Raw genomic sequence first — 22,964 nt, 5'->3', positions numbered from 1 at the left:
GCCTCAGCCCTGCTGGAAAAGCTCCGCCGGGAGCGGCTTCAGCAGGGCGTACAGGTCGTCGGTGATCGGCCGGTCCCAGGCGGCGATGGTCACGAGGACGCCGTCGCTGCGGTCGAACTGGACACAGGAGATCCGGCTCTCGGAGAGCTTGAGACGGCGCACGATCAGCAGGTTGTCGCCCTGCAGGACCGGCATGTCCTCGGTGCCGACGACGGTGACGTCCTCGTCGTTCTCCAGGGCGAGGAGGAGCTGGCCGACCTCGAAGGGGACCTCGTCCTCCTCCACCTCGCGGGCCGGGGAGCCCTCGGGGAGGTTCCCGATGATCATCGCGGGGCCGCGGCCGCCGAAGAGGTCGTAGCGCAGGAAGACGCCCTGGCAGGTGCCGTCGGGGGCGGGCAGCAGCCCGGCTCCGAGGTTGCCGGGCCAGTCACCCGGGTCCATGGCCAGTACGTCGAATTCGGGGCCGGCGGGAGTGGCGCTGCGGCGACGGAGGAACGACATGCGCTCCATGGTACGGGGCCCGGGTTGTGGGGCGGGGATCAGTACCGGGTGCGGTTTTGCCGACCTTCGTACGGGGGCGGCGCTTTCCGGAGGGCCGGAACGTTCTGCGCCACCGTTCCCTTCAGCCGGCCGAGCTCCCTCCACGGACACCCCTGCCTCCGACGGCCACTCCACTGTGCCACCTCTCCGACTCTGCCGGCCCTCCTGCCTGCTCAGCCACCTCCCCAGCTCAGCCGACCCTCCCGAGCTGCCACCCCTTCTGCTCGGCCACCCTCCCGAGCTGCCACCCCTCCTGCTCAGCTGCCACCTTCCTCCGCCGCCCCCCTAATCTGCCTAATCTGCCACCGCTTCCCTCCGCCGGCCCCCCTGCTCAGCCGCCACCTCCCTCCGTCGGGCCCCCTTGCTGTGTCGGCGCCCTCCTCTGCAGGCATTCTTGATCCGCCGCAACGGCGCTCAGCCACGGCGGTGGTGTTCGGCGGTGCCGTGCCGGGCGTCGGGGTTCGCCGTGGTGGGTGGCGGTCCTTCGGCGGGTGCGGCGCCGTCGTGGCTGGTCGCGCAGTTCCTCCCCCAGCCTTCGGCCGGGGGTACCCCCAGCGCCCCTGGGGGTGTCGGTGTCGACGCCCGCTACAAAGCAGCCCTTCCCATCGCCGCCAGTTCGGCCCGTGCCGTGTCCGCCAAGCCGTCCGCCCCGCACTGCGAGGCCGTTGCGAGCCCCCTGCGCAGGTGATCGGCGTCGCGGCGCTCCGTGCCGAGGGCCACCAGCGCGCAGGCCAACTCGTAAGCGGCGGGAGAGCGCTCCAGGTACGCCACCGACTCGCGCAGGTACGCCACGCGGGACTCGCCGGTCGAGACCTCCGCTGCCGTGCGCAGGGCCTGGCCGATGGCCGAGGGGGCGCCGAAGCGGCGGGCGCGGGTCAGCGCGTCGAGGGCCGTCGTCAGAGCGCGTTCCGGGGTGTCGTGGGCTTCGGCGCGGGCCAGGTGGAGCTGCCAGGGGCACCATGAGGGGTTGCGGATGCCGCGGGGTTCGAGGCGGCGGCCGGCTGCGGAGAGCTCGGCCGCCGCGTCCTTCGTGAGGCCGCGGGCGAGGAGCAGTTCGCCGTAGACCGTCTGGGCGTCGGGGAAGACCACGGCCGCCGGGAAGGGCTCCCGGAAGGCGTGGTCCTCGGCGAGTCGGGCGGCCTCCTCGGTGCGGCCGCGGGCGATGAGGGTCTGGATGAGGATGCCGACGGCGTACCAGTGGGCCGGGGTGCCGGGTCCGACGCGTTCGGCGAGGCGCAGGCCGGAGCGGGCGTGCTCCTCGGCCTCGGCGAGGCGGCCGCGGCGGTAGCGGACGTAGCCGAGGAGCGTGTAGGCGAAGGAGAGGTGGGCGCCGCGCCAGCCCTGGCGTTCGAAGTCGGCGATCCCGGCGGCGAAGAGCTCCTCCGTGCGCTCGGGCCGGTCGGCGTACATGAAGGCGAGGGCGACGAGGACGGGGACCTCGAACCCGCGGTCGGCCTCCGCCCAGCCGAGGCCGCCGGCCAGGGCACGCTCGGCGTGCTGGAGGGCCACCTCGGCAGGCTCGCCGCGCTGGATCGCGTCCCAGGTGCGCAGCCCGATGACGTACCGCTCGGTGAGGTCGCGGCCCTTTATGCGGTCGGCGAGCCGGGTCAGGCGGCGGGAGCGGGAGGGGTGGTCGGGTTCGTCGGCGCGGAAGGCGTCCCACATGAACTGTTCGGAGAGCATGCGGAGCCGGACGCGGGCGTCGCCGGTCACGTGGATCTCGCGGGCGAGGGTCTCGGAGGCCTCGGCGAGGCGGTCGCTGTGGGCGAGGACCTGGGAGAGGCGGTAGACGATGTGGTGGCGCAGGGCGGGCTCGGCGATGGGCTCCTGGAGAGCCGCGCGCAGGTGGTTGACGGTGGTGGCGGGTTCGGTGAGGAGGGAGGCGCTGCCCAGTTCGTGGAGGACGGCGGCGCGCTCCTTGGCGGGCGGGGGTTCGCGCAGGGCGCGGGCGAGGTAGGCGCGGGCCGTGTCGGGGGCGCCGGCCCGGAGGGTCTCGCCGGCGGCGGCGCGCAGCTGCCGTACGACCCAGGTGTCGCCCTCGGGGTGGGTCTCCAGGAGGTGGCGGGCGGCGGCGGTGGCGCCCTGGCCGTCGTCGGTCACGCACCAGGCGGCCTGGCCGTGCAGGGCAACCCGGGTGGCGGGCGGGATGGCCCGGTAGACGGCGGTGGCGATCAGCGGGTGGACGAACTCCAGGGTCTCGACGCCGGTGAGGACGCGGGCGCCGCGCAGGGCGTCGGCGGCGTCGGCGGCCTCCTCGTGGCCGAGGCCGGCGACGGCGGCGGCGAGCGCCGGATGGATCTCGGTGCCGAGGACGGCGCAGGCCCAGGCGAACCGGACCGCTGAGGGGCCCAGGCGTTCGAGGCGGGCGATCAGGCCGCTGCCCTTGACGGCGGCGGCGAGGTCGCGCAGCAGGGGCGCGCCTGCCTCGGTGGGGTCGAGGCCCCGGTCGGAGACCTTGGCGGTCAGTTCGACGGCCTCGAAGGGGTTGCCGGCGGTGACGGCCCAGCACTCGTGGCAGAAGGCGTCGTCGGCGTGGTCGCCGAGGCTCTCACGGACCAGGCCGGCGACGGCGTCGGCGCTGAGCGGTTCGAGGCCGTGCGGACGGCCGCCGGCCCGTCCGGGCAGGCCGCGGAACGCGTCGGCGTGCTCGGGGAGTTCGTCGGGCCGGTACGCGACGACGACGAGCAGCGGGAGTTGCTCGGCGCGCGGCGCGAACGCGGCGAGCCAGCCCAGGGATTCGGGGTCGGCCCAGTGGGCGTCGTCGAGGACGAGGACCATCGGGGCCTGGCGCACGGCGAGGTGGGTGAGTACCCAGTCGAGGCCGTCGCGCAGGCCCTGCTGGTCGGGCGGGGCGCCCTCGGTCGGGGCGCACAGGCCGAGGGCGGGGCCGACGATGTCGTACCAACTGCCCAGCGAGGCGCGGAGTTCGGCCTCCGGGGCGCCGGCGAGCCGGGGTTGCAGGAGCTGGCGGGCGACGTGGAAGGCGACGCGCTGTTCCTGCTCGCCGCCCCGCGCGGTGAGCACGGTGCAGCCCCGGGCGGCGGCGCGGCGGCGGACCTCGGCGAGCAGGGTGGTCTTGCCTATGCCGGCCCGGCCGGCGAAGGCGAGGAGGGCGCCGAGCGACCGGTCGCCCGGTGCCGCGCCGTCCGTGCCCAGGCCGGTGAGTTCGGCCAACGCCTCGTCGACGGCGGAGAGTTCGCCCTCACGCTCGTAGAGCGTCCGTCGGTTCCGCAGGACCCGCTGTCCCATGACCACCCCCCGCCACGGTGGTACGCGAGCGCGGGGAGCGGGCGCGCACCGTGGCTTGCAGGCAGCTCAGCGTACGCCCGACTACGGTGATCCGCTCCCTACTGACGGTAACTGGGCGAAGGGACTTGACATCACCGCTGCGGTGGCGACGGCGGGACCACCGCGATCGGGGCGGCCGCGTGCAGCAGCACGGCCTGGGTGACCGAGCCGATCATGCGGGCCGGGGCGAGCAGCCGTCGGCGGTGGCGCCCGACGACGACCAGGGTGGCGTCCTTCGAGGCGGCCACCAGCAGGCCGGCCGCGTCGCCGGGCAGCGCAAGGACGTCGGCGCGCAGACCGGGGCGGTCCTTCAGGTGCGGGGCGAGGAAGCCCTCGGCGAGGGTGCGGGTCTCCTGTTCGACCTCGTCCCGGTCGACGGCCGGCGGGACGATCTCCCCGGCCGCGACCCAGCTCTGCAGCGGCCACGGGTAGGCGGCGATCACCTGGAGCCGGGCGCCGTGCCGGGCACCCTCGGCGAGGGCGAAGGCGAGGGTGGCGTCGTCGGGGCTGTCCACGTCCAGGCCGACGACGACCCGGGGCCCGGGCTCGGCGGGCAGTTCCTCGTGGACCTCGCGCCCCGGCCGGGGGACGACGACCACCGGGCACGCGGCGTCGCGGGCGGCGGCCATGCCGTTGGAGCCGAGCAGCAGGCTGGCGAAGCCGCCGCGCCCCCGGGAGCCGAGCACCAACAGCTGTGCGTCGGCGCCCAGTTCGGGCAGCAGCGCGCTCGGGGCACCCTCCAGGGCGACGTACTCGACGGTCAGCCCCGCGGCAGCGGTGCGCAGCCGGTCCCGGACCTCGTCGAGCACGGGGTCGCCGGCCGCGTCCGGCTCGCCGGCGACCAGCACGTCGGGCTGCCCCCACGCGGCGTACTGGCGGACGTGCACCACCCGTAGCGGTGCGCCCCGTTGCCGGGCCGCCCGCACGGCCCAGTCCAGGGCGCGCAGACTGTCGTCCGAACCGTCCGCCGCGGCGATGACCGGCGCAGTGCTCATCGTTCCTCACCTCCGGAATACGACCTTCCCCGTCCGGGGCCAGCCTGTCTCAGGCGGCGGCCCCGGAAGGGCGCTGCTGGTCACGTGTCCGGAAATCCTTGCGGAACACCCCCCGGTTCACCTCTCTGCCGCAGCGGCGGAACCGGGGGGAGGAGACGCTCAGGTGAGGTCGAACTCGCCCTCCCGGGCCCCCGACACGAAGGCACCCCACTCGGCGGGGGTGAAGATCAGGGAAGGGCTCTCCACCCGGCCGCTGTTGCGCATCGCGATGAATCCCTCGACAAAGGCGATCTGGACATCCCCCAGGCCCCGGCTGCTGGACTGCCAATCGGCCCCGCTGAGGTCCAGCTCCGGCTTGTCCCAGCCCAGTACCGGCTGCTGCTGGATGGTGCTCTCGGCCACGTCCGTGCTCCTCCCGAATTCGTCGTCCGCGGCCAGCCTAGCTTCCGGTTCCGGCACTCAACAGGCCACGTGAACGGGTCCTTTCAGCTGTCGGGGGCCGAGGCGCCGACGAGCCACATGGAGAAGAACTGGGAACCGCCGCCGTAGGCGTGCCCGAGTACCTTCCGGGCACCGTCCACCTGGTGTTCTCCGGCCTGGCCGCGCACCTGGAGGGCGGCCTCGGCGAACCGGATCATCCCGGAGGCGCCGATCGGATTGGTGGAGAGGACACCGCCCGACATGTTGACGGGGAGGTCACCGTCGAGTTCTGTGACCCCCGATTCGGTGAGTTTCCAGCCCTCGCCCTCCTCGGCGAAACCGAGGTTCTCCAGCCACATGGGCTCGTACCAGGAGAACGGCACGTACATCTCGACGGCGTCGATGTCCCGGCGCGGGTCGGCGATCCCCGCCTGCCGGTAGACGTCGGCGGCGCAGTCCTTCCCGGCCTGCGGCGACACCGCGTCCTTGCCGGCGAACAGGGTCGGCTCGCTCCGCATGGCCCCGCCGAGCATCCAGGCCGGCGGCTTCGTGGAACGGGCTGCTCCGGCACGGTCGGTGAGGACCATGGCGCAGGCTCCGTCGGAGGAGGGGCAGGTCTCCGAGTAACGGATGGGGTCCCACAACATGGGGGACGCCTGGACCTTCTCCAGGGTGATGTCGTGCTCGTGGAGGTGTGCGTAGGGGTTCTTGAGCGCGTTGCGCCGGTCCTTGTAGGCGACCAGCGAGCCGACGGTGTCCGGGGCGCCGCTGCGCCGCATGTAGGCCCGCACGTGGGGCGCGAAGAAGCCGCCCGCGCCCGCCAGCAGGGGCTGCTGGAAGGGGATCGGCAGGGAGAGCCCCCACATGGCGTTGGACTCGGACTGCTTTTCGAAGGCGAGGGTCAGCACGGTGGAGTGGACACGGGCGGCGACGAGGTTGGTCGCGACGAGCGCGGTCGAGCCGCCCACCGAACCCGCCGTGTGGACCCGCAACATGGGTTTGCCGACCGCCCCCAGCGCGTCCGCCAGGTACAGCTCCGGCATCATCACGCCCTCGAAGAAGTCGGGCGCCTTGCCGATGACGACGGCGTCGATGTCCGCCCAGTCCAACTCGGCGTCGTCGAGGGCGCGTCGCGCGGCCTCGCGGACGAGCCCCGCGATCGACACGTCCCGCCGGGCCGCCACGTGCTTGGTCTGGCCGATCCCTACGACGGCCACGGGCTCCTTGCTCATCGCGGATCCCCTTCGAGTACGGCGACCAGGTTCTGCTGCAGACAGGGCCCGGAGGTGGCGTGGGCGAGGGCGCGGTCGGACTCGCCGCGGTGGATGCGGGCGGCGGCCTCGCCGATGCGGATCAGCCCGGCGGCCATGATCGGGTTGGCCGCGAGGGCCCCGCCGGACGGGTTCACGCGCACGTCGTCGCCGAGCCGCAGCGCCTTGCGCAGCACGACCTCCTGGGAGCTGAACGGCGCGTGCAGCTCGGCGGTGTCCACGGGCCGTTCGAAGGCGCCGGCCTTCTCTGCGGCGAGCCGGGCGGACGGCGAGTCGGTCAGGTCCCGGACGCCCAGGCCGTGCGCCTCGATGCGGTGGTCGATGCCCCGGATCCAGGCGGGCCTGGCGCACAGCTCCCGGGCCCGCTCCCCGGCCGCGAGGATCACGGCCGCGGCCCCGTCTCCGATGGGCGGGCAGTCGCCGGTACGCAGGGGCCGCACGAGGTACTCCCCCTGGGGCACCGAACCCCGCAGCTGGGCATGGGAGTTGGCGACCGCATCCGCCCTGCTGCGAGCGCCGACCGCCGCCAGCGCGGGCTCGTCGGTCTCGCCCGCGTCGATGAGGGCCTGGGCCTGGAGGGCGGCGAGGGCGACGGAGTCCGGCCAGAGAGGGGCCACGTAATAGGGGTCCAGCTGCCGGGTCAGGACGTCCCGCACGGAGCCGGGCGAGGACTTGCCGTACGAGTAGACGAGCGCGGTGTCCGCGTCTCCGGTGAGCAGCTTGGTCCAGGCCTCGTACAGGGCCCAGGCGCCGTCCATCTCGACGTGCGACTCGGAGATCGGCGGCCAGGCCCCGACGCCGTCGAGGGCGAGGGTGAAGGAGAAGGCGCGGCCGGCCAGGTAGTCGCTGGAACCGGAGCAGGTGAAGCCGATGTCGGCGGTCTTCAGGCCGGTCTGTCCGAGCACGTCGTGCAGCACCGGCATGAGCATCTCGACCTCGGAGAGATCCTCGCTGGTGCGGCGGTGGTCGGTCTGCGCGAAGGCGACCAGTGCTATGTCACGCATCACAGCAGCTCCTTGTACGTCTCGTAGTCCGCGTCCGGCTCACCGCTGGGCCGGTAGTGATCGGGGAAGCGGGACCCCTCGGTCCACACCGGCTCGACCCTGAGCCCCATCCGCACCTGGTCGTAGGGGATCCCGCCGATCCGGCCGTGCAGGGCGAGGCCGGCGCCGTCGAGGGCGATGTGGGCATAGACGTACGGCACCTCGATGTCGAGGTTCTTCGCCTTGATGTTGACGATGCAGAAGGTGGTGACCGTGCCGCCGGGACCCACCTCGACCTGTTCCGATGTGGCCACCCCACATGTGGGGCAGGCACCCCTCGGCGGGACGTACACCTTCCGGCAGGAGGGACAGCGCTCGCCGAAGGTCCGCCGGGACGCGAGGGCCTCGATGAAGGCGGACTGGGCGCGGCCGGGCGAGTAGGTGTAGTCGAGGCGGGCGTGCGCGATGATCCCGTGCACCGGATCCTCGAACTCGCCCGCACGGACGGTGCCGAAGGTGTCCTCACCGTCGTACGGCTCGAAGCAGGCGATGTCGGTGATGGCGCCGGAGCGCTCCTCGGCCCAGCGGATCCGGACCCGCATCCCGGTGCGGACGGCGTCGGGGCCGGGGGCGTCGAGGGCGTGCAGCAGGGCGGTGTCGGCGCCGTCGAGCCGGACCAGGACCCAGGCGAAGGGGGTATCGAGCGGCTGCCCGCGGCGGGGCTCGTGGTTCCAGGCCCAGGTGGTGACGATCCCGGTGGGCGCGACCTCGACCAGGTCGCGGATCTCCTCGGCGGTGACGGGGTCGTACTCGACGGGCGGCACGAGGACCCGGCCGTCGCCGGCCTTCACCCCGAGGACGAGGCGTTCCCGCAGCCCGGTGAGAAAGGCACTCTGCACGGGCCCGAGGGACCGGGTGAAGGGGAACTCGACGACGAGGGGGGCTTTGAGGACTTCGGGCATAGGGGGCTTGCCTCCTTTAGGTCGGTGCGGGTGACGCCCCTTCTTTCGGGGGCGCGGGACGTGGACATATGCGGCTCCGCCGCGTGGGCGCGACCAGCCGCATACGGCCCGCAGCGTCCGACGCACCCCAGGCATCACTTGCGCTTGTAGACGGCCGCTCGCTTCTCCGCAAAGGCACGGGCCCCTTCCTTCGCATCGGCCGTATCGAAGACCGGCCACCCCCGCTTCAGCTCCGCGGCCAGCCCGTCCGCCTCCGTCATCTCCGCGGTCTCGTACACCGACGCCTTGACCGCCTCGACCGCCAACGGTCCGCACGCGTTGATCTGTTCGGCGATCTCCAGCGCCTTGTCGAGCGCGGTGCCGTCCGGGACGACGTGCCCGACGAGCCCGATGTCCGCGGCTTCACGGGCGCTGTAAGCGCGCCCGGTGAGCAGCATCTCCAGGGCGTGCGTGCGCGGAATCTGCCGCTGGAGCCGCACCGTGGACCCGCCGATCGGAAAGAGCCCCCGCCGGACCTCGAAGAGGCCGAACGTCGCGGACTCGCCCGCGACCCGGATGTCGGTCCCCTGGAGGATCTCCGTGCCGCCCGCGACGCAGTACCCCTCGACCGCGGCGATCACCGGTTTGCGCGGGCGATGGTGACGGAGCATCGCCTTCCAGTGCAGGTCGGGGTCGGCCTTCAGCCGGTCGCGCAGGTGCTCGCCCGCCATCCCCTGTCCGGCCAGCGCCTTGAGGTCCATCCCGGCGCAGAAGGCGCCCCCGGCCCCGGTGAGCACGATCGAGCGGACGCCGTCGTCCTCGTCGGCCTCGAGCCAGCCGTCGTACAGGCCGACGAGCATGGCGATCGAGAGCGCGTTCTTCGCCTCGGGCCGGTTGAGCGTGAGCACGAGTGTGGCGCCCTCGCGCCGCACGGTGAGGTGTTCCGTCCCACCCATGGACCGTCTCCCCTCCGAAAGGGATCGTCTCCCCTCCACCAGAACGAGAACAGGTTGCAGTAGCCGGGGAGGCACTTCAAGGGTTTTCTGACAGACAGTCAGATTTCTTCGCGCGAGCCCTTCACACTTGCCGCGCCCTTTGCTCTGATGACCGGCGAACGGACAGGTGCGCCTTTCTTCGTCACGGTCGCCGGGGTCAGGAGGAGCGGTGGAGTACAACCTTGCCGATCTGTTCGAGTCGGTCGTGGACGTGGCCACGGACCGCGAGGCGCTCGTCTACCTCGACCACCCCGGCACGGGGGCGGAACGCCGGCTGACCTACGCCGAGCTGGACGCCGCCGCCAACCGCATCGGCCACCATCTGATCGACAGCGGCATCCGCCCGGGCGAACATCTCGGCCTGCACCTCTACAACGGGGTCGAGTACCTGCAGACGGTGCTCGGCTGCCTGAAGGCGCGGGTCGTGCCGGTCAATGTCAACTACCGGTACGTCGAAGAGGAGTTGGTGTACCTCTACCGGGACGCGGATCTCGTCGCGCTGGTCTTCGACGCGGAGTTCGACGGCCGGGTGGCGGCGGCGCTGCCCCGGGCGCCGAAGCTGCGGCATCTGGTGCGGGTGGGCGAACCGGTGGACACGGGCCTCAAGGCTCTCGCCTTCGCGGAGGCCGAGGCCGCCGGGTCGCCCGGGCGGGGGTTCCCCGCGCGCTCGGCGGACGACCAGTTCATCATCTACACCGGCGGCACGACCGGTATGCCCAAGGGCGTGATGTGGCGTCAGGAGGACCTGTTCTTCGCCGGGCTGGGCGGTGGCGCGCCGACCGGTGAGCCGGTGAAGCGGCCTCAGGAGCTGGCCGAACGGGTCGCGGCGGGCGGGACGGGCATCACCTTCTTCCCCACTCCCCCGCTGATGCACGGCACGTCCACGCTCACCACCTTCATCGGCTTCAACTTCGGGCAACGGGTCGTGATCCACCGCAAGTTCGTGCCCGAGGAGGTGCTGCGGACCGTCGAGAAGGAGAAGGTCACCAGCATGTCGCTGGTCGGTGACGCGATGCTGCGCCCGCTGATCGACGCCCTCAACGGGCCGATGAAGGGCACCGACTGCTCGGCCCTGTTCAGCGTCTCCTCCTCCGGTGCGATCCTCTCCGAGACCGTGCGCCGGCAGTTCAGCGAACTCGTCCCGAACGCCGTGCTGCTGAACAACTTCGGGTCCTCCGAGTCCGGCTTCAACGGCACCGCGACCAACGACTCCGGGGCCGGCAGCGGCTTCCGGGTCCGCGTCAACTCCCGTACCCAGGTGGTCGATCCGGCCGACCACGAGCCGGTGGCGGTGGGCGAGATCGGCCGGGTCGCGCAGAGCGGTCACGTGCCGCTCGGCTACTACAACGACCCGGCGAAGACCGCCGAGACGTTCTTCGAGAAGGACGGCCGGAGGTGGGTGCTCCTGGGCGACATGGCGACGGTCGACGAGGACGGCGTCGTGAACGTGCTCGGCAGGGGCTCGCAGTGCATCAACACCGGGGGCGAGAAGGTGTACCCGGAGGAGGTCGAACAGGCGCTGAAGTCGCACCCGGACGTGTACGACGCGCTCGTCGCCGGGGTACCTGACGCCACCTGGGGCAACCATGTGGCGGCGGTGGTGCAGCTGCGCGAGGGCGCGGAGCCGCCCTCGCTCACGGACATCCAGGCCCACTGCCGTACCCATCTGGCCGGGTACAAGGTCCCCCGTCAGCTGGTGATCGCCGACGCCATCCAGCGGTCGCCGAGCGGCAAGGCGGACTACCGGTGGGCGCGGGAGGTGGCGGCGGCGGCCGACCGGTAGGCCGCGCGGGCCGACCTGCAGGCCTCGCAGGCAGCGGGGCAGGGGCCCGTCGAGCGCGCTCTTTGCACGCGATTGACCCGGATGTTTGAACACCGGGTAACGTCAGGCCGTACGCGAGGTTGGCGGTTCCTGACCTGCGGGCCCGGTCCGCCGTGCCATCACCGGGCTTCGCACGGAAGGACTTACGGGTGTCGCACCTCACGCCCCCTCGCCAACTGCTGGACGCGGACGCGTCGGCCCCGGACCCGGCGGCGGGGACGCCGGCCGAGCCGGCGCAGACCGAGGCCGAGCCGGACTCCCCGTCGGCCGAGCACCCGACAGACGACGGGGCCGAGGCCGAAGCCGGCACTCGGGTCGAGGCGGACGAGGCAGACAAGGCGGACGAGACAGCCGAGGCAACCGAGACAACCGAGGCGACCGGCGACGAGGAGCGCGGCGAGGCAGCCGAGGAGGCCGATACCTCGCTGCCCGCCGACGACGGCGAACACGATCCCGAGGGCGCCGAGTCGCATCCGGCCCCCGCCACGGCCGGGGACGAGACCGAACCCGCGTCGCAGGCCGCCGGATCCGCCCCACGCAGCCGGTTCGGCCGGTTCGGCCGAATCCGCCGCCACCCCCGCGTCGCCACCTCCGTACGGCTGGGCACGAGTGTCCTGGCGGCCGCCTTCGTGCTCGGCGCGATCCTCGTGCCGGACCGCCTCGACCGGTTCTCCTTCCAGACCTTCCTCCGCCTCCCCGTCGAGGTGGTGTACCTCTCGGTCGTCCTGCTCGTGCTGCCGTCGAAGGCGCGGCGGATCGCGGCCGTCGTCACGGGGACGTTCCTCGGCCTGTCCACCGTCCTGAAGTGCCTCGACATGGGCTTCTACCAGACCCTGGCCAGGCCGTTCGACCTGGTCTTCGACTGGGTCCTGCTGACCGACGCGGCGGACTGGGTGAAGGACTCGTTCGGTCACACGGGCGAGGTGCTCGCGGTGATCGGGGTGATCGTCCTGCTCGTCGTCGTGCTCGTGCTGAGCGCGCTCGCGATGGTGCGGCTGGCGAACGTCCTGGACCGGCACCGCTCCGCGGCCGTGAGCACCACGCTCGTCCTCGGCACCGTGTGGATCACCTGTTTCTCCCTGGGCGTGCAGTTCGCCGGCATCCCGTTCGCCACCAAGGGCTACAGCCAGTTCCTCGCCAACCGTGTGCAGTACGTCCGCGACGGACTGGGGGACGCCGACGTCTTCAAGAAGGAACTCGCCGTCGACGCCTACGCCGACACCCCGTCCGACCAGCTGCTGACCGGACTGCGCGGCAAGGACGTGCTGTTCACCTTCATCGAGAGCTACGGCCGGGTGGCGATCGACGATCCGGCGATGGCTCCGGAGATCGACGCGACTCTCAACGAGGGGAACGACAGGCTCAAGTCGGCCGGTTTCGCGGCGCAGAGCGGCTGGCTCAGGTCCCCCGTGACGGGCGCCGGCAGCTGGCTCGCCCACTCGACGTTCCTGTCCGGTCTGTGGATCAAGAACCAGCAGCGGTACCGGACCCTGACCACCGGTGACCACGCAACCCTCACCAGCTACTTCCAGAAGACCGGGGCCTGGCGCACGGTCGGTATCGTGCCGGGCGTGCGCAAGTCCTGGCCCGAGGGCAAGTACTTCGGCCTCGACCACATCTACGACTCCACGCACCTCGGTTACTACGGCCCGTACTTCAGCTGGACGCCGGTGCCGGACCAGTTCAGCCTGGAGGCCTTCCAGAAGCTGGAGCACGGCAAGAAGAACCGCGACCCGATCATGGCGGAGATCATCCTGGCCTCCAGCCACAACCCCTGGTCCCCCATCGCTCACATCATCGACTGGAAGGACCTCGGGGACGGCAGGATCTTCTACAAGATCAAGAAGGAGGGCACGAACCCCACGGAGGTCTGGAAGAGCGCGAAGAGCGTACGCACCGAGTACCGCAAGGCGATCCAGTACTCCCTGGACAGCCTGACCCAGTGGATGCAGCGCTACGGCGACGACAACACCGTCCTCGTCTTCCTCGGCGACCACCAGCCCGTGCCGACGGTCACGGGCGGCAGCACCAACCGGGACGTGCCGGTCACCATCGTCGCCCGCGACCCGAAGGTCCTGGACCGGGTCTCCGGTTGGGGCTGGACGGACGGGCTCAAGCCGGCGGACAACGCACCGGAGTGGGCGATGAACCAGTTCCGGGACCGCTTCCTGAAGGCGTTCGGGCCGCAGAGCTGAGCCCGCCTGCGTGGCGGGGCGGTCCCGGGGTCGTACTGTGTGCGCACGATATGGCATCGATCAAGCACGCAGCGTCACGACGACCGTTCGGAAGGACCTCCGGTGTCGCACCCCACGCCTGCTCAGTTGCCGGACACCGAAGGCGCGCCGACCGGTGCGAGCGATGACGGCGGCCGGCTGCGGAGACATCCGGGTGTCGCCAGGACCGTCACGGTGGGGACGACGCTCCTGGCCGCCGCCCTGCTCCTGACGGCACTGCTGCTGCCGAACCAGCTCGACCACCTGAGGCCGGGCGCGTTCCTGCGCCTCCCGGCCGAGGGGATCGCGCTGGCCGCCGTCCTGCTGGTGCTGCCCGCCCGGGCGCGGCGCGTCACGGCGGTGCTGGCGGGCGCGGCGCTGGGGGCGCTGACGCTGGTGAAGTGCCTGGACATGGGCTTCTACTCGGCGCTGCAACGCCCGTTCGACCTGGTGCTCGACTGGGTTCTGCTGGACGACGCGGCGGACTACGTACGGGAGTCGTTCGGCCGGACCAGTGAGCTGCTCGCGATCGCCGGGGCCGTGCTGCTCGCCGTGACCGTGCCGGCCGTGACCGTCCTCGCCCTGGTGCGGCTCGCCGACCGGCTGGCGCGCCGCCGCCGGCCTGCGGGCCGTACCACGCTGGTGCTGGCCGTCGCCTGGGTCACCTGTGCCGTCTTCGGCCTCCAGGCCGGTGGCGCGCCCGTCGCCGCGACGCTCGACGCCCAGTTGGTGGACGACCGGGTGCGGGCGGTCCGGGCCGGTCTGGCGGACGCGCGGGTCTTCGCGGCGGAGGCCACCGTCGACGCCTTCGAGAACACGCCGCCGGACCGGCTGCTGACGGGTCTGCGCGGCAAGGACGTGCTGTTCACGTTCGTGGAGAGCTACGGCCGTACGGCGATCGAGGATCCGGCGATGGCGCGACAGGTCGGCGCGGTCCTCCAGGAGGGCACCGCCTCGCTCAAGGCGGCGGGTTTCGACGCCCGCAGCGGCTGGCTGCGCTCCCCGGTCCTCGGGGCGGGCAGCTGGATGTGCCACGCCACGCTGCTGTCCGGACTGTGGATCAACAACCAGCAGCGCTACCGCAATCTGGTCTCCGGTGACCGGGCGACCCTCAACCAGTACTTCCGGAGGACCGGCGCGTGGCGCACGGTCGGTGTCGTCCCGGGGGTCCGCCGCGCCTGGCCGGAGGCCCGGTTCTTCGGTCTCGACCGCGCCTACGACTCCACGCGTCTCGGCTACCGCGGCCCGTACTTCAGCTGGACGCCCGTCCCCGACCAGTTCACGCTGGAGGCCTTCGACCGCCTGGAGTACGGGAGGAAGAACCGGCGTCCGCTGATGGCGGAGATCATCCTCGCCTCCAGCCACCAGCCCTGGGCGCCGCTGCCCCGCATGATCGGCTGGAAGGACCTCGGTGACGGCTCGGTGTTCGGGCCGATCCGGCGGGCGGGCAAGGACCCGGCGGAGGTCTGGAAGGACACGGAGAGCGTGCGCGCCGAGTACCGGGCCTCGATCGAGTACTCGCTGCGCAGCCTGTTCGGGTTCATGCGGCGCTACGCCCACCGGAACACGGTCCTGGTCTTCCTCGGCGACCACCAGCCCCGCCCGGAGGTCGTCGCGGGCAGCCCGCGCCGGGACGTCCCGATCACGATCGTCGCCCACGACCCGGCGGTCCTGGACCGGGTCGCCGGCTGGGGCTGGACGCCGGGTCTCAAGCCCGCCCCCGACGCGCCGATCTGGGCGATGAACAAGTTCCGTAACCGCTTCCTGACGGCGTTCGGACCGCAGCGCCCCAGTCCGGCTCAGGCGTCCAGGAAGGCGACGGTACGGCGGACGAACCACTCGGGGTCGTCGAGCCAGGGGTAGTGGCCGGCGCCTGGCTGCACGGCGAGTTCGGCGGTCCGGAAGGCCGTGGCGGCGCGCCGGGCCAGGGCCGGGCTGGGGCCGCCGTCGAGCCCACCGGCGTACACCAGGACGGGGGCGGCGAGGGCGCGCAGGGCGGTCCGGGTGGCGTCCGGGGTGAAGGCGCCCTCGGCGAAGTAGCGGTCGCCCGCCCCGTCGTTGGTCTGCTCCTCGGCGGCCGCGTCGTGCGCGCGGGCGGCGTCGTCCCAGCGGCCGTAGAAGAACGGCATGAACGCCTCGTCGAAGTCCCCGGAGCCGGTCAGCCACGTCTCCAGCGCGGGGAACGCCCCCTCGAACCAGGGCTCCCCGGCGCGCAGCCGGGCCGCCGCCAGCCGGTCCTCGGGGGTGGCCCGCAGGCCGAGGGCCGAGGGGTTGCCGGTGATCAACGCGAGCCGCCGCACGCGCTGCGGACGGGCCGCCGCGTACAGGATCGCCAGGCTCGCACCGGCCGAGTGCGCCAGTAGGTCCATGTGGTCGAGCCCCATGTGGGCACGCAACATCTCCACGTCGTCGACCAGTCGGTCGCAGCGGTACGACGCCGGGTCGGCGGGCACCGCGGAGTCGCCGGTCCCCCGCAGGTCGAGCAGGATCAGCCGGCGATGCGCGGCCAGCCCGCCCAGGTCCCCGAGGTAGGCGGAGGCCCGCATGGGCCCACCGGGGAGTACGACGAGCGGTTCGCCCTCGCCTCTGACGTGGTAGGCGAGGCGGGTGCCGTCCGCTGCGGTGAAGGTGGGCATGGCGCCGATCCTCGGGGACGGCGGCGCGCCGTGGCAACGGATTTCGGGCGGGCGGCCGCGCTGTCAGCCCCGGGCCGGCTTGCTCACCCGGAACGCGAACTGCCCGCAGAACGTGAGCTTGCGGAGGTTCACCAGGGCGGTGCCCCGCTTGCTCTTGCGAGCCCAGGTGTCGATCTCCGTGTTGAGCGGCGACTCCGTCTGCCAGAAGCGGCCGTACTCCTTCTTCCGCGAAGCGTGGTAGGTGCGCATGATCAGGGTCACGCCGTCGAGCGAGGGCCGGATCTCCTCCAGGGCGAGCCCGGCCTCCTCGACCAGCACCCGGAATCCGTAGGGCGTGTAGTTCCAGAGGCTGAAGGAGTGGTAGGGCTCGAACTGGGAGGTACTGCCGATGAACAGGCCGCCCGGGCGCAGCACCCGGCTCACCTCCGCGAGCAGTTCCCGGGGTCTGGCGACGTGTTCGAAGACCTGGTGCGAGTAGACGAGCGGCACAGTGTCGGAGCGGAACGGCAGGTTGACGCCGTCGAAGTACACCACGCTGTCGCCGCCGGGCGTGCGCTGGGCGGCCTCCGGCGAGTCGCGGATGTCGACCCCCACCCAGCGGACGCGGGAGTCGTGCTTGCGGAAGAGCTCGGCCGACGTACCCCGCCCGCAGCCGAGGTCCACCACCCGGTCCGGTGCCCGCGGCGAGCGCATGGCCTCGTCGAGGTAGTAGCGGGAGGTGACCTGGCGGGCGTGGTCGTCGGGGATGCAGTCGCGCATGAGTTCCCACAGGGTCGACATGTCCCCACGCTACGGAGGTGCCCTTCGCTAGGCCACATCCAGGCGGGGGTTCGGGACGGCCGTCATCCCTTGGGAGGAATGCGGCTGCGCGGACGGCGGCACCGGCCGGCCGATGCCGGACAGGTCGCGGACGGTCACGCTGTTGCGGTCGGCGACCGTACGGCCGAGCGCGTGGTACGGCCACAGTCCCCCGGCCTGCCGGCGGCTGTGCTCGTTCCACTCCAGTGCCTCGGCGGCACGGGCCCGGAAGAAGTTGAGCGCGTAGCCGCCGCTGTGGATCCGCAGCAGGAAGAAACCGCCGGGGTACTCCTTGGCGGCGCCGACCTCCTGCAGTGTCACCTGCGGGGCGAGGGGCACATGGGTGCGCTTGTTGCGGTGGGTGTGGCCCACATGGTGGAGGAACACACCCGGGGCGGCGGCGTAGGCGCGGAGGATCGCGCGGGCCTGGCGACGGCCGAGGCGCTGCGCCGGGCTCACCGGGAAGAGGGCCTCCCGTACGGTCAGCGGATGGTGGCCGAAGACGACGGTGGGCTGTTCCCTGTGGGCCCGCAGCCGGCGCCGGAACCAGGACAGTTGCTCGGCGCCGAGGCCGCCCGTGTCACCGCCGTTCCCGCGCTTGTCGTAGGTGTCGAGGCCGATGATCCGCAGCCCGCCCACGTCGTGTTCGAACCAGCCGGGCCGGTCGGGTCCGCCGAACACCTGGTGGAAGGCGTCGCCCCCGCCCGCGCCGCGGTCGTGGTTGCCCCGGACGACGAGGTAGTCCCGCCGGTGGGTGCCGAAGCCGTCCAGGATCCGTCTGGCCTCCGCCAGGTCGCGCGGTCCGCCGCCGGCGGAGATGTCACCGGCGGCCAGCAGCAGCTGGGCCCCGCGGCGGCGGGCCTCGTCCACCACGGCGCGGCTCATGAGCTCGGGGTAGGGGGTCTGCCCGGTCCGCTGGGCCACTCCGCGCAGCAGGGGGACTCCTGCCACCAGGCCGGCGACGGTCTCGCCGATGTGGAGGTCGTTGCAGAGGGCGAGGGAGAGCAGGTGGCGGCCGGGCGGAGGCTGCGGGGTGGTGAAGGAGTAGGGGCCGCCGGGTGTGCCGAGACCGTGCCGGGAGGTGCCGGCCGCGTTGCCGCGCACCAGGTGCAGCGCGGTGGGTGTGGCGGGCACGCCTTGGGAGCGGGCCTGGTAGTAGTACGTCTGCCCGGGTTCCAGGCCGGTGAGTTCGACGTGGTGGTGTGCGGTGGGACGGTCCTCGCCCGCGGTGCGGTTGAGGCGGGCCGGGTGGGTGCCGTAGACGACCTCGCCCTCGGTGACGGCGGGCAGCATCCGGCCGGTGCCGTCGTCGGTGCCGGGCAGGGCGGTGTGCCAGGTGATGACGGCGCGGTCCTCGGTGAGGGTGACGAGTTCCAGGTGGACGGCGGCGAGCGGGCCGGGGTGCCGGGGGCGGGGTGCGGTGGCGGACCGGAGCAGGGCGGGCGCGAGGAGGAGGCCGGAGCGCAGTATCTCGCGCGGGCCGGGGATGCCCGCGAGTGCGCCGAGGGGGACGGGGAGGCAGCAGGACATGTGGGTGATGTGCACGCCGGCGGTGAACGGCGGACGAGGTGTCGGAAGCCGCACACGGTATGGAACCAGACTTCTTGGGTCCTGGGCGGGCGTTGTGCCGACACTCACGTCCCGGGGCCTCGCGAGAACCGCCTCCCTGATCCTCACGAGGCGGTCGTCACGAGGCGGGGCCGAACCGGTCCCGCAGCTCTCGCTTCAGGATCTTCCCGCTGGCGTTGCGGGGCAGCGCGTCCACGAACAGGACCCGCTTGGGCGCCTTGAAGGCGGGCAGCCTCTCCTTCACGTGGGCGATCAGCCCGGCCTCGTCGATCTCGCCGCGCGGTACGACGACCGCCGTGACCGCCTCGATCCACCGCTCGTCGGGCAGACCGATCACGGCGGCCTCGGCGACCGCCTCGTGGCTGTAGAGGGCGTCCTCGACCTGCCGCGAGGCGACCAGCACGCCACCGGAGTTGATGACGTCCTTCACCCGGTCGACGATCGTGTAGTAGCCGTCGGCGTCGCGCACCGCGAGGTCGCCGGAGTGGAACCAGCCGTCCCGGAAGGCCTCCTCGGTCTCCTCGGGCTTCTCCCAGTAGCCCTCGCAGAGCTGCGGTGAGCGGTAGACGATCTCGCCGGGTGTGCCGTCGGGCGCGTCCTTGCCGTCCTCGCCGACCACGCGTGCCTCGACGAACAGGACGGTGCGGCCGCAGGAGTCCAGCCGGCCCTTGTGCTCCTCGGGCGCGAGGACGGTGGCGAGCGGCCCGATCTCGCTCTGTCCGAAGCAGTTGAACAGGGCGAGTTTCGGGAGGCGTTCGCGCAGCCGCTCCAGGACGGGCACCGGCATGACCGACGCGCCGTAGTAGGCCTTGCGCAGTCCGCCGAGGTCGCGGGTGGCGAAGTCGGGCCGGTTGGACAGTCCGATCCACACGGTGGGCGGCGCGAACAGGCTGTCCACGTCCCCGCTCTCGATCAGGTCGAACAGGGTGTCGCCGTCCGGCCCGTCGAGGATGACGTTGGTCGCGCCCACCGCCAGGTAGGGCAGCAGGAACACGTGCAGCTGGGCGGAGTGGTAGAGGGGCAGCGCGTGCGCGGGCCGGTCCCCGGCGCTGAGGTCGAGGGCGGCGATCGCGCTCAGGTACTCGTGGACCAGCGCCCGGTGGGTCATCATCGCGCCCTTGGGCAGCGCCGTGGTCCCGGAGGTGTACAGCAGCTGCACCAGGTCCTCGGTGCGCGGTTCGGGCCCGTCGTACGGCGCCGCGTCCGCGAGCCGGGCGAGCAGCGAGCCGTCGGCGTCCCGCAGCGGCAGCGCCCGTACGCCGTCGGGGAGCCGGCCCGCGAGGTCGGGGTCGGCGAGGACCAGGGAGCTGCCCGACTGGCCGACGATGTACGCGAGGTCGTCGCCGGTGAGGTTCTGGTTGACCGGGACGTGGACCAGGCCGGCGCGGGCGCAGGCGAGGAACGCGATCAGGTAGGCGTCGGAGTTGTGTCCGTAGGTGCCGACCCGGTCACCGCGGTCGAGGCCCTGGCCGAGCAGGACGCTCGCCGCCCGCGAGACGGCGTCGTCGAGTTCCTCGTACGTCCACCGCCGCTCGCCGTACCGCACCGCCACCCGCGCGGGAGTGCGCCGGGCGCTGCGCCGCAGCACCCCGTCCACCGTGCTGCCCTGTCCCTGCGTCATGACTCATGATCCTCGGCCCGTCGCCCGGACAGGTCAAGCGACCGGGGCGGGACCGGGCTGGAGTGCCACCTGGAATCACAGTCGATGCATCATGCATCAAGAGGTGTTCACGCCCGGTGTTGTTTGCTTCAACGTGCCCCCGTGCGCCCCTTTGGAGAAAGGTTTCCGGAAACCCGGGCACGGTTGAACTGGGCAGGACTTGTCTCGGGTTGTCAGACCCTGAACAGGTTCGCTCATTTCACGTGTCGTACTGGGCAGGAGGTTTTCATGAACGGTGCCGTGCCTGAACAAAAACGAACGTGGACTACAGGTACTGCTCCCGGCATATTCCCACTCCTCGGTCACGCTATCTCCCTATACCGCCGGCCGCTGGCGTTTCTGAATTCTTTGCCCGCGCACGGGGATCTGGTCGAGATACGCCTGGGCCCCCAGCGCGCCTGGATGGTGTGCCACCCGGAGCTGGCCCACGAGGTGCTCATGGACCCGCACACCTTCGACAAGGGGGGCCCGCTCTACGACCGCCTCGGAAACCTGATGGGGGACGGACTGGTGACCTGCCGTCAGCCGGCGCACCGGGACAAACGCAGGCTGCTGCAGCCCCCTTTCCGGCCGTCCCACGCCGCCGCGTACACGGAACTCGTCGCCGAGGAGGCCGAGTCGGTGTGCGAGGGGTGGCAGGCGGGCGGGACGGTTCCCGTCACCGAGGCGGCGATGACCCTCACGACCCGGGTGATCAGCCGGGTCCTCTTCTCCGGCTCACTGGACGACACGGCCGCCGCCCAGGTGCGGGACTGTCTCGCCGACATCGTCCGCGGCCTCTTCGTCCGCACGGTCGTCCCGGTCGACGCCCTGTTCCGGCTCCCGGCCCCCGCGAACCGCCGCTACCGGCGCGCCCTCGCCCGTCTGCACGCCGTCATCGACACCGTGATCGCCGAGCGCCGCCGGGGCCCCGCCCGCGACGACGTCCTGGGCAGCCTGCTGGCGGCCACCCGCGACGACGGCGCGGCGGCCCTCGGCGACCAGGAGATCCACGACCACCTGATCACGCTGCTGCTCACGGGCGCGGAGACCTCGGCCCTGACCCTGGCCGCGGCCTTCAGCCTGCTGGCCGGCCACCCGGAGGCCGAACGGCGCCTGCACGCCGAGCTCGACGCCGTCCTCCCGGGCGGCCGTCGGCCCGGCCCCGGCGACCTGCCGGACCTCGTCCGCACCCGGTGCGTCGTCTCCGAGACGCTGCGCCACTCGTCCCCGGGCTGGCTCTTCACCCGCGTCACCACCCGGGAGACGGAACTCGCCGGACGCCGGCTGCCCGCGGGAGCCACCGTGCTCTACAGCCCCTACCTCCTGCACCACGACCCGTCGTCGTTCCCCGACCCCGAGCGCTTCGACCCCGACCGCTGGCTGCCGGGGCGGCCCACCGCCGGACAGCGGCGCGCGACGATGCCGTTCGCCGCGGGCAACCGCAAGTGCCTCGGCGACGAGTTCGCCATGGTGGAGGTCACCGTGGCGCTCGCGACCATCGCCGGCCGGGTGCGCCTGCGCCATCTCCCCGGGTACGTCGCACGGACACCGCGCCCCGCGATCACCCTGGGGCCGCGCTCGCTCGTCATGGCCTGCGAGGCGCGTCCGCACGGGCCGTCGGACGCGTCGTCGTCCCGCGCCCCGCTGCCCCGCCGCGCGGTGTGCACCCGCCAGGCACCGCAATCCCGATCGGCAGGTGACCACAGTGTCGACAACACATGAGGAAGTCAGGTTCGACGTACCGGGCGGACAGCCGGCGGCCAGCCTCAAGGACCTCATCGACATCCGTCTGCACATGCCCTTCCCGTTCCGCCGCAACCCCCACGAACCCGAGGCCACGGCCAGTGTGGAGTCCTGGCTGAGTACCTGGGGGCTGACCGCCGAGCCAGGGGTGGCGGCGATGATCGCCCGGACCCGCCCAGCCCAGCTCGCGTCGTTCACCAGCCCCGCCGTCGATCCCGGGCTGCTGCGCATCGTCGCCCACCAGATCGCCTATCAGTTCGTCTTCGACGACCGGGCGGAGGTCGTCGGCCGGCGCTCCCCGGCGGGGCTCGTGCCCATGCTCTGCGAGAGCATCGAGATCCTGCGGGACGACCGGGCGCCCACCACACCGCTCGGAGCGGCACTGACCGACCTCCACCGGCAGGTCCGGGAGCGGTGCACACCCGGGCAGGCCGCACGGTGGGCCTGGCAGAGCCGCGAATACGTGCACGGGCTGCTGTACGAGGCGGTGGCCCAGGCCCACCCCGTCGCCCTGCACACCGGGGACTGCACCTCGATACGGTCGCTGACCGCGGGCGTCGAGCCGTTCCACCCGCTGTACGAGGCCTCGGCGCCGGACGAACTCTCCCCCGAAGAACTCCACCGTCCGGCCCTGCGGCGGCTCGCCCGGCTCTCGGCCGACGCGGCGGTCTGGACGGCCGACCTGTTCTCCGCCGTCAAGGAACAGCGCGCGGGCGAGGTGATCAACCTCGCCCTGGCCCGGCAGCGCGAACACCACTGCTCCCTGCAGGCCGCCGTCCTCCTGGCCGTCCGGCAGATCAACGGCACGATCCGCGAGTTCCAGCGGGTGCTCGCGGAGGTGGAACCGGAGCTGAGCCCGGCGGGCGTCCGATACGTGGAGGGCATGACCGGCTGGATCGGCGGGTGTTACCACTGGTCCCGGACCGTACCGCGGTATGCGGACGTGGCGTCGGTGCCCGCCGTGCCATAGGCGCCGGACGAATTCCGGAGTCCGCGTTTCCGGGTGGCGGCTATCAGGGCCTCTTACCCGGACCGCGGACATTATCCCTTCTGCAGTTCATGATTCACCCGATAGTACTCAGTCCGGCCTGCCCGCACCGCGACAAGG

At 72.3% G+C, this 22,964-nt stretch carries 17 protein-coding genes; 5 read left to right on the top strand and 12 right to left on the bottom strand.

Annotated elements, in window-relative coordinates; genetic code table 11:
• Positions 1-3: 3 nt before the first annotated feature.
• The 8 genes from ABZ887_RS41620 to ABZ887_RS41585 all read right to left on the bottom strand — a co-directional run bounded on the left by ABZ887_RS41620 (position 4) and on the right by ABZ887_RS41585 (position 9,394).
• Positions 4-501: a hypothetical protein gene (locus tag ABZ887_RS41620; RefSeq protein ID WP_361302280.1), complete on the bottom strand. Its 498-nt coding sequence runs from the start codon at positions 499-501 to the stop codon at positions 4-6.
• A gap of 624 nt (positions 502-1,125) precedes the next feature.
• Positions 1,126-3,789, bottom strand: a complete 2,664-nt coding sequence (locus ABZ887_RS41615; RefSeq protein WP_361302277.1) for an AAA family ATPase — start codon at positions 3,787-3,789, stop codon at positions 1,126-1,128.
• A gap of 131 nt (positions 3,790-3,920) precedes the next feature.
• The gene (locus ABZ887_RS41610; RefSeq protein WP_361302274.1) at positions 3,921-4,823 is read right to left on the bottom strand and encodes a universal stress protein; all 903 of its coding nucleotides are present in this window, start codon (positions 4,821-4,823) and stop codon (positions 3,921-3,923) included.
• 159 nt (positions 4,824-4,982) lie between these two features.
• Positions 4,983-5,225, bottom strand: coding sequence for a DUF397 domain-containing protein (locus ABZ887_RS41605; protein ID WP_361302271.1), 243 nt, complete (start codon positions 5,223-5,225; stop codon positions 4,983-4,985).
• Between the two features lie 83 nt (positions 5,226-5,308).
• A complete protein-coding gene (locus tag ABZ887_RS41600; protein ID WP_361302268.1) occupies positions 5,309-6,475 on the bottom strand; it encodes a thiolase domain-containing protein in 1,167 nt (388 codons plus the stop codon).
• Positions 6,472-7,518: a thiolase domain-containing protein gene (locus tag ABZ887_RS41595; RefSeq protein WP_361302265.1), complete on the bottom strand. Its 1,047-nt coding sequence runs from the start codon at positions 7,516-7,518 to the stop codon at positions 6,472-6,474. The genes ABZ887_RS41600 and ABZ887_RS41595 overlap by 4 nt, the downstream gene beginning before the upstream one ends.
• Positions 7,518-8,459 carry an OB-fold domain-containing protein gene (locus ABZ887_RS41590; protein ID WP_361302262.1) on the bottom strand — a complete coding sequence of 314 codons (942 nt, stop codon included), beginning with the start codon at positions 8,457-8,459 and terminating at the stop codon, positions 7,518-7,520. Before ABZ887_RS41590 ends, ABZ887_RS41595 begins: the two co-directional genes overlap by 1 nt.
• 134 nt (positions 8,460-8,593) lie before the next feature.
• Entirely contained in the window at positions 8,594-9,394 is an 801-nt protein-coding gene (locus ABZ887_RS41585) for a crotonase/enoyl-CoA hydratase family protein (RefSeq protein ID WP_361302260.1), read from the bottom strand.
• A 208-nt stretch (positions 9,395-9,602) separates the two neighbouring features.
• Here ABZ887_RS41585 and ABZ887_RS41580 point away from each other — a divergent pair, with 208 nt between their 5' ends.
• The 3 genes from ABZ887_RS41580 to ABZ887_RS41570 all read left to right on the top strand — a co-directional run bounded on the left by ABZ887_RS41580 (position 9,603) and on the right by ABZ887_RS41570 (position 15,331).
• A complete protein-coding gene (locus ABZ887_RS41580; RefSeq protein ID WP_361302257.1) occupies positions 9,603-11,216 on the top strand; it encodes an acyl-CoA synthetase in 1,614 nt (537 codons plus the stop codon).
• A 188-nt stretch (positions 11,217-11,404) separates the two neighbouring features.
• Entirely contained in the window at positions 11,405-13,450 is a 2,046-nt protein-coding gene (locus ABZ887_RS41575; protein ID WP_361302254.1) for a sulfatase, read from the top strand.
• Positions 13,451-13,663: 213 nt separating this feature from the next.
• Positions 13,664-15,331 (top strand): sulfatase, encoded by a 1,668-nt coding sequence (locus ABZ887_RS41570; protein ID WP_361302251.1) that lies wholly within the window; start codon positions 13,664-13,666, stop codon positions 15,329-15,331.
• Here ABZ887_RS41570 and ABZ887_RS41565 read toward each other — a convergent pair.
• The 4 genes from ABZ887_RS41565 to ABZ887_RS41550 form a co-directional block, all read right to left on the bottom strand.
• Positions 15,268-16,104 (bottom strand): alpha/beta hydrolase, encoded by an 837-nt coding sequence (locus ABZ887_RS41565; RefSeq protein ID WP_361302248.1) that lies wholly within the window; start codon positions 16,102-16,104, stop codon positions 15,268-15,270. The two genes, ABZ887_RS41570 and ABZ887_RS41565, sit on opposite strands and share 64 nt — an antisense overlap.
• 63 nt (positions 16,105-16,167) lie before the next feature.
• Complete coding sequence (locus ABZ887_RS41560; protein WP_361302245.1) at positions 16,168-16,884, bottom strand: class I SAM-dependent methyltransferase; 717 nt, start codon at positions 16,882-16,884, stop codon at positions 16,168-16,170.
• Positions 16,885-16,911: 27 nt separating this feature from the next.
• Positions 16,912-18,447 (bottom strand): metallophosphoesterase family protein, encoded by a 1,536-nt coding sequence (locus ABZ887_RS41555; RefSeq protein ID WP_361302242.1) that lies wholly within the window; start codon positions 18,445-18,447, stop codon positions 16,912-16,914.
• 142 nt (positions 18,448-18,589) lie between these two features.
• Positions 18,590-20,092, bottom strand: coding sequence for an acyl-CoA synthetase (locus tag ABZ887_RS41550; protein WP_361302239.1), 1,503 nt, complete (start codon positions 20,090-20,092; stop codon positions 18,590-18,592).
• 267 nt (positions 20,093-20,359) lie between these two features.
• Between ABZ887_RS41550 and ABZ887_RS41545 the strand changes: the two genes are divergently transcribed.
• Entirely contained in the window at positions 20,360-21,835 is a 1,476-nt protein-coding gene (locus tag ABZ887_RS41545; protein WP_361302236.1) for a cytochrome P450, read from the top strand.
• Positions 21,819-22,826: a (-)-alpha-amorphene synthase gene (locus ABZ887_RS41540; RefSeq protein WP_361302233.1), complete on the top strand. Its 1,008-nt coding sequence runs from the start codon at positions 21,819-21,821 to the stop codon at positions 22,824-22,826. Before ABZ887_RS41545 ends, ABZ887_RS41540 begins: the two co-directional genes overlap by 17 nt.
• Positions 22,827-22,964: the final 138 nt, after the last annotated feature.

Origin of the sequence: Streptomyces sp. NPDC047061 (assembly GCF_040643955.1) — a bacterium.
Lineage (GTDB): Bacteria > Actinomycetota > Actinomycetes > Streptomycetales > Streptomycetaceae > Streptomyces.
The sequence above is the reverse complement of the archived record's forward strand: the minus strand, read 5'-3'. Positions and strand labels throughout refer to the sequence as shown.

Excerpts from the sequence above, each read along its gene's own strand:
- ABZ887_RS41620 (WP_361302280.1), bottom strand. The coding sequence starts at position 501 with ATGTCGTTCCTCCGTCGCCGCAGCGCCACTCCCGCCGGCCCCGAATTC.
- ABZ887_RS41615 (WP_361302277.1), bottom strand. The coding sequence starts at position 3,789 with ATGGGACAGCGGGTCCTGCGGAACCGACGGACGCTCTACGAGCGTGAG.
- ABZ887_RS41610 (WP_361302274.1), bottom strand. The coding sequence starts at position 4,823 with ATGAGCACTGCGCCGGTCATCGCCGCGGCGGACGGTTCGGACGACAGT.
- ABZ887_RS41600 (WP_361302268.1), bottom strand. The coding sequence starts at position 6,475 with ATGAGCAAGGAGCCCGTGGCCGTCGTAGGGATCGGCCAGACCAAGCAC.
- ABZ887_RS41595 (WP_361302265.1), bottom strand. The coding sequence starts at position 7,518 with ATGCGTGACATAGCACTGGTCGCCTTCGCGCAGACCGACCACCGCCGC.
- ABZ887_RS41590 (WP_361302262.1), bottom strand. The coding sequence starts at position 8,459 with ATGCCCGAAGTCCTCAAAGCCCCCCTCGTCGTCGAGTTCCCCTTCACC.
- ABZ887_RS41585 (WP_361302260.1), bottom strand. The coding sequence starts at position 9,394 with ATGGGTGGGACGGAACACCTCACCGTGCGGCGCGAGGGCGCCACACTC.
- ABZ887_RS41565 (WP_361302248.1), bottom strand. The coding sequence starts at position 16,104 with ATGCCCACCTTCACCGCAGCGGACGGCACCCGCCTCGCCTACCACGTC.
- ABZ887_RS41560 (WP_361302245.1), bottom strand. The coding sequence starts at position 16,884 with ATGTCGACCCTGTGGGAACTCATGCGCGACTGCATCCCCGACGACCAC.
- ABZ887_RS41550 (WP_361302239.1), bottom strand. The coding sequence starts at position 20,092 with ATGACGCAGGGACAGGGCAGCACGGTGGACGGGGTGCTGCGGCGCAGC.
- ABZ887_RS41545 (WP_361302236.1), top strand. The coding sequence starts at position 20,360 with ATGAACGGTGCCGTGCCTGAACAAAAACGAACGTGGACTACAGGTACT.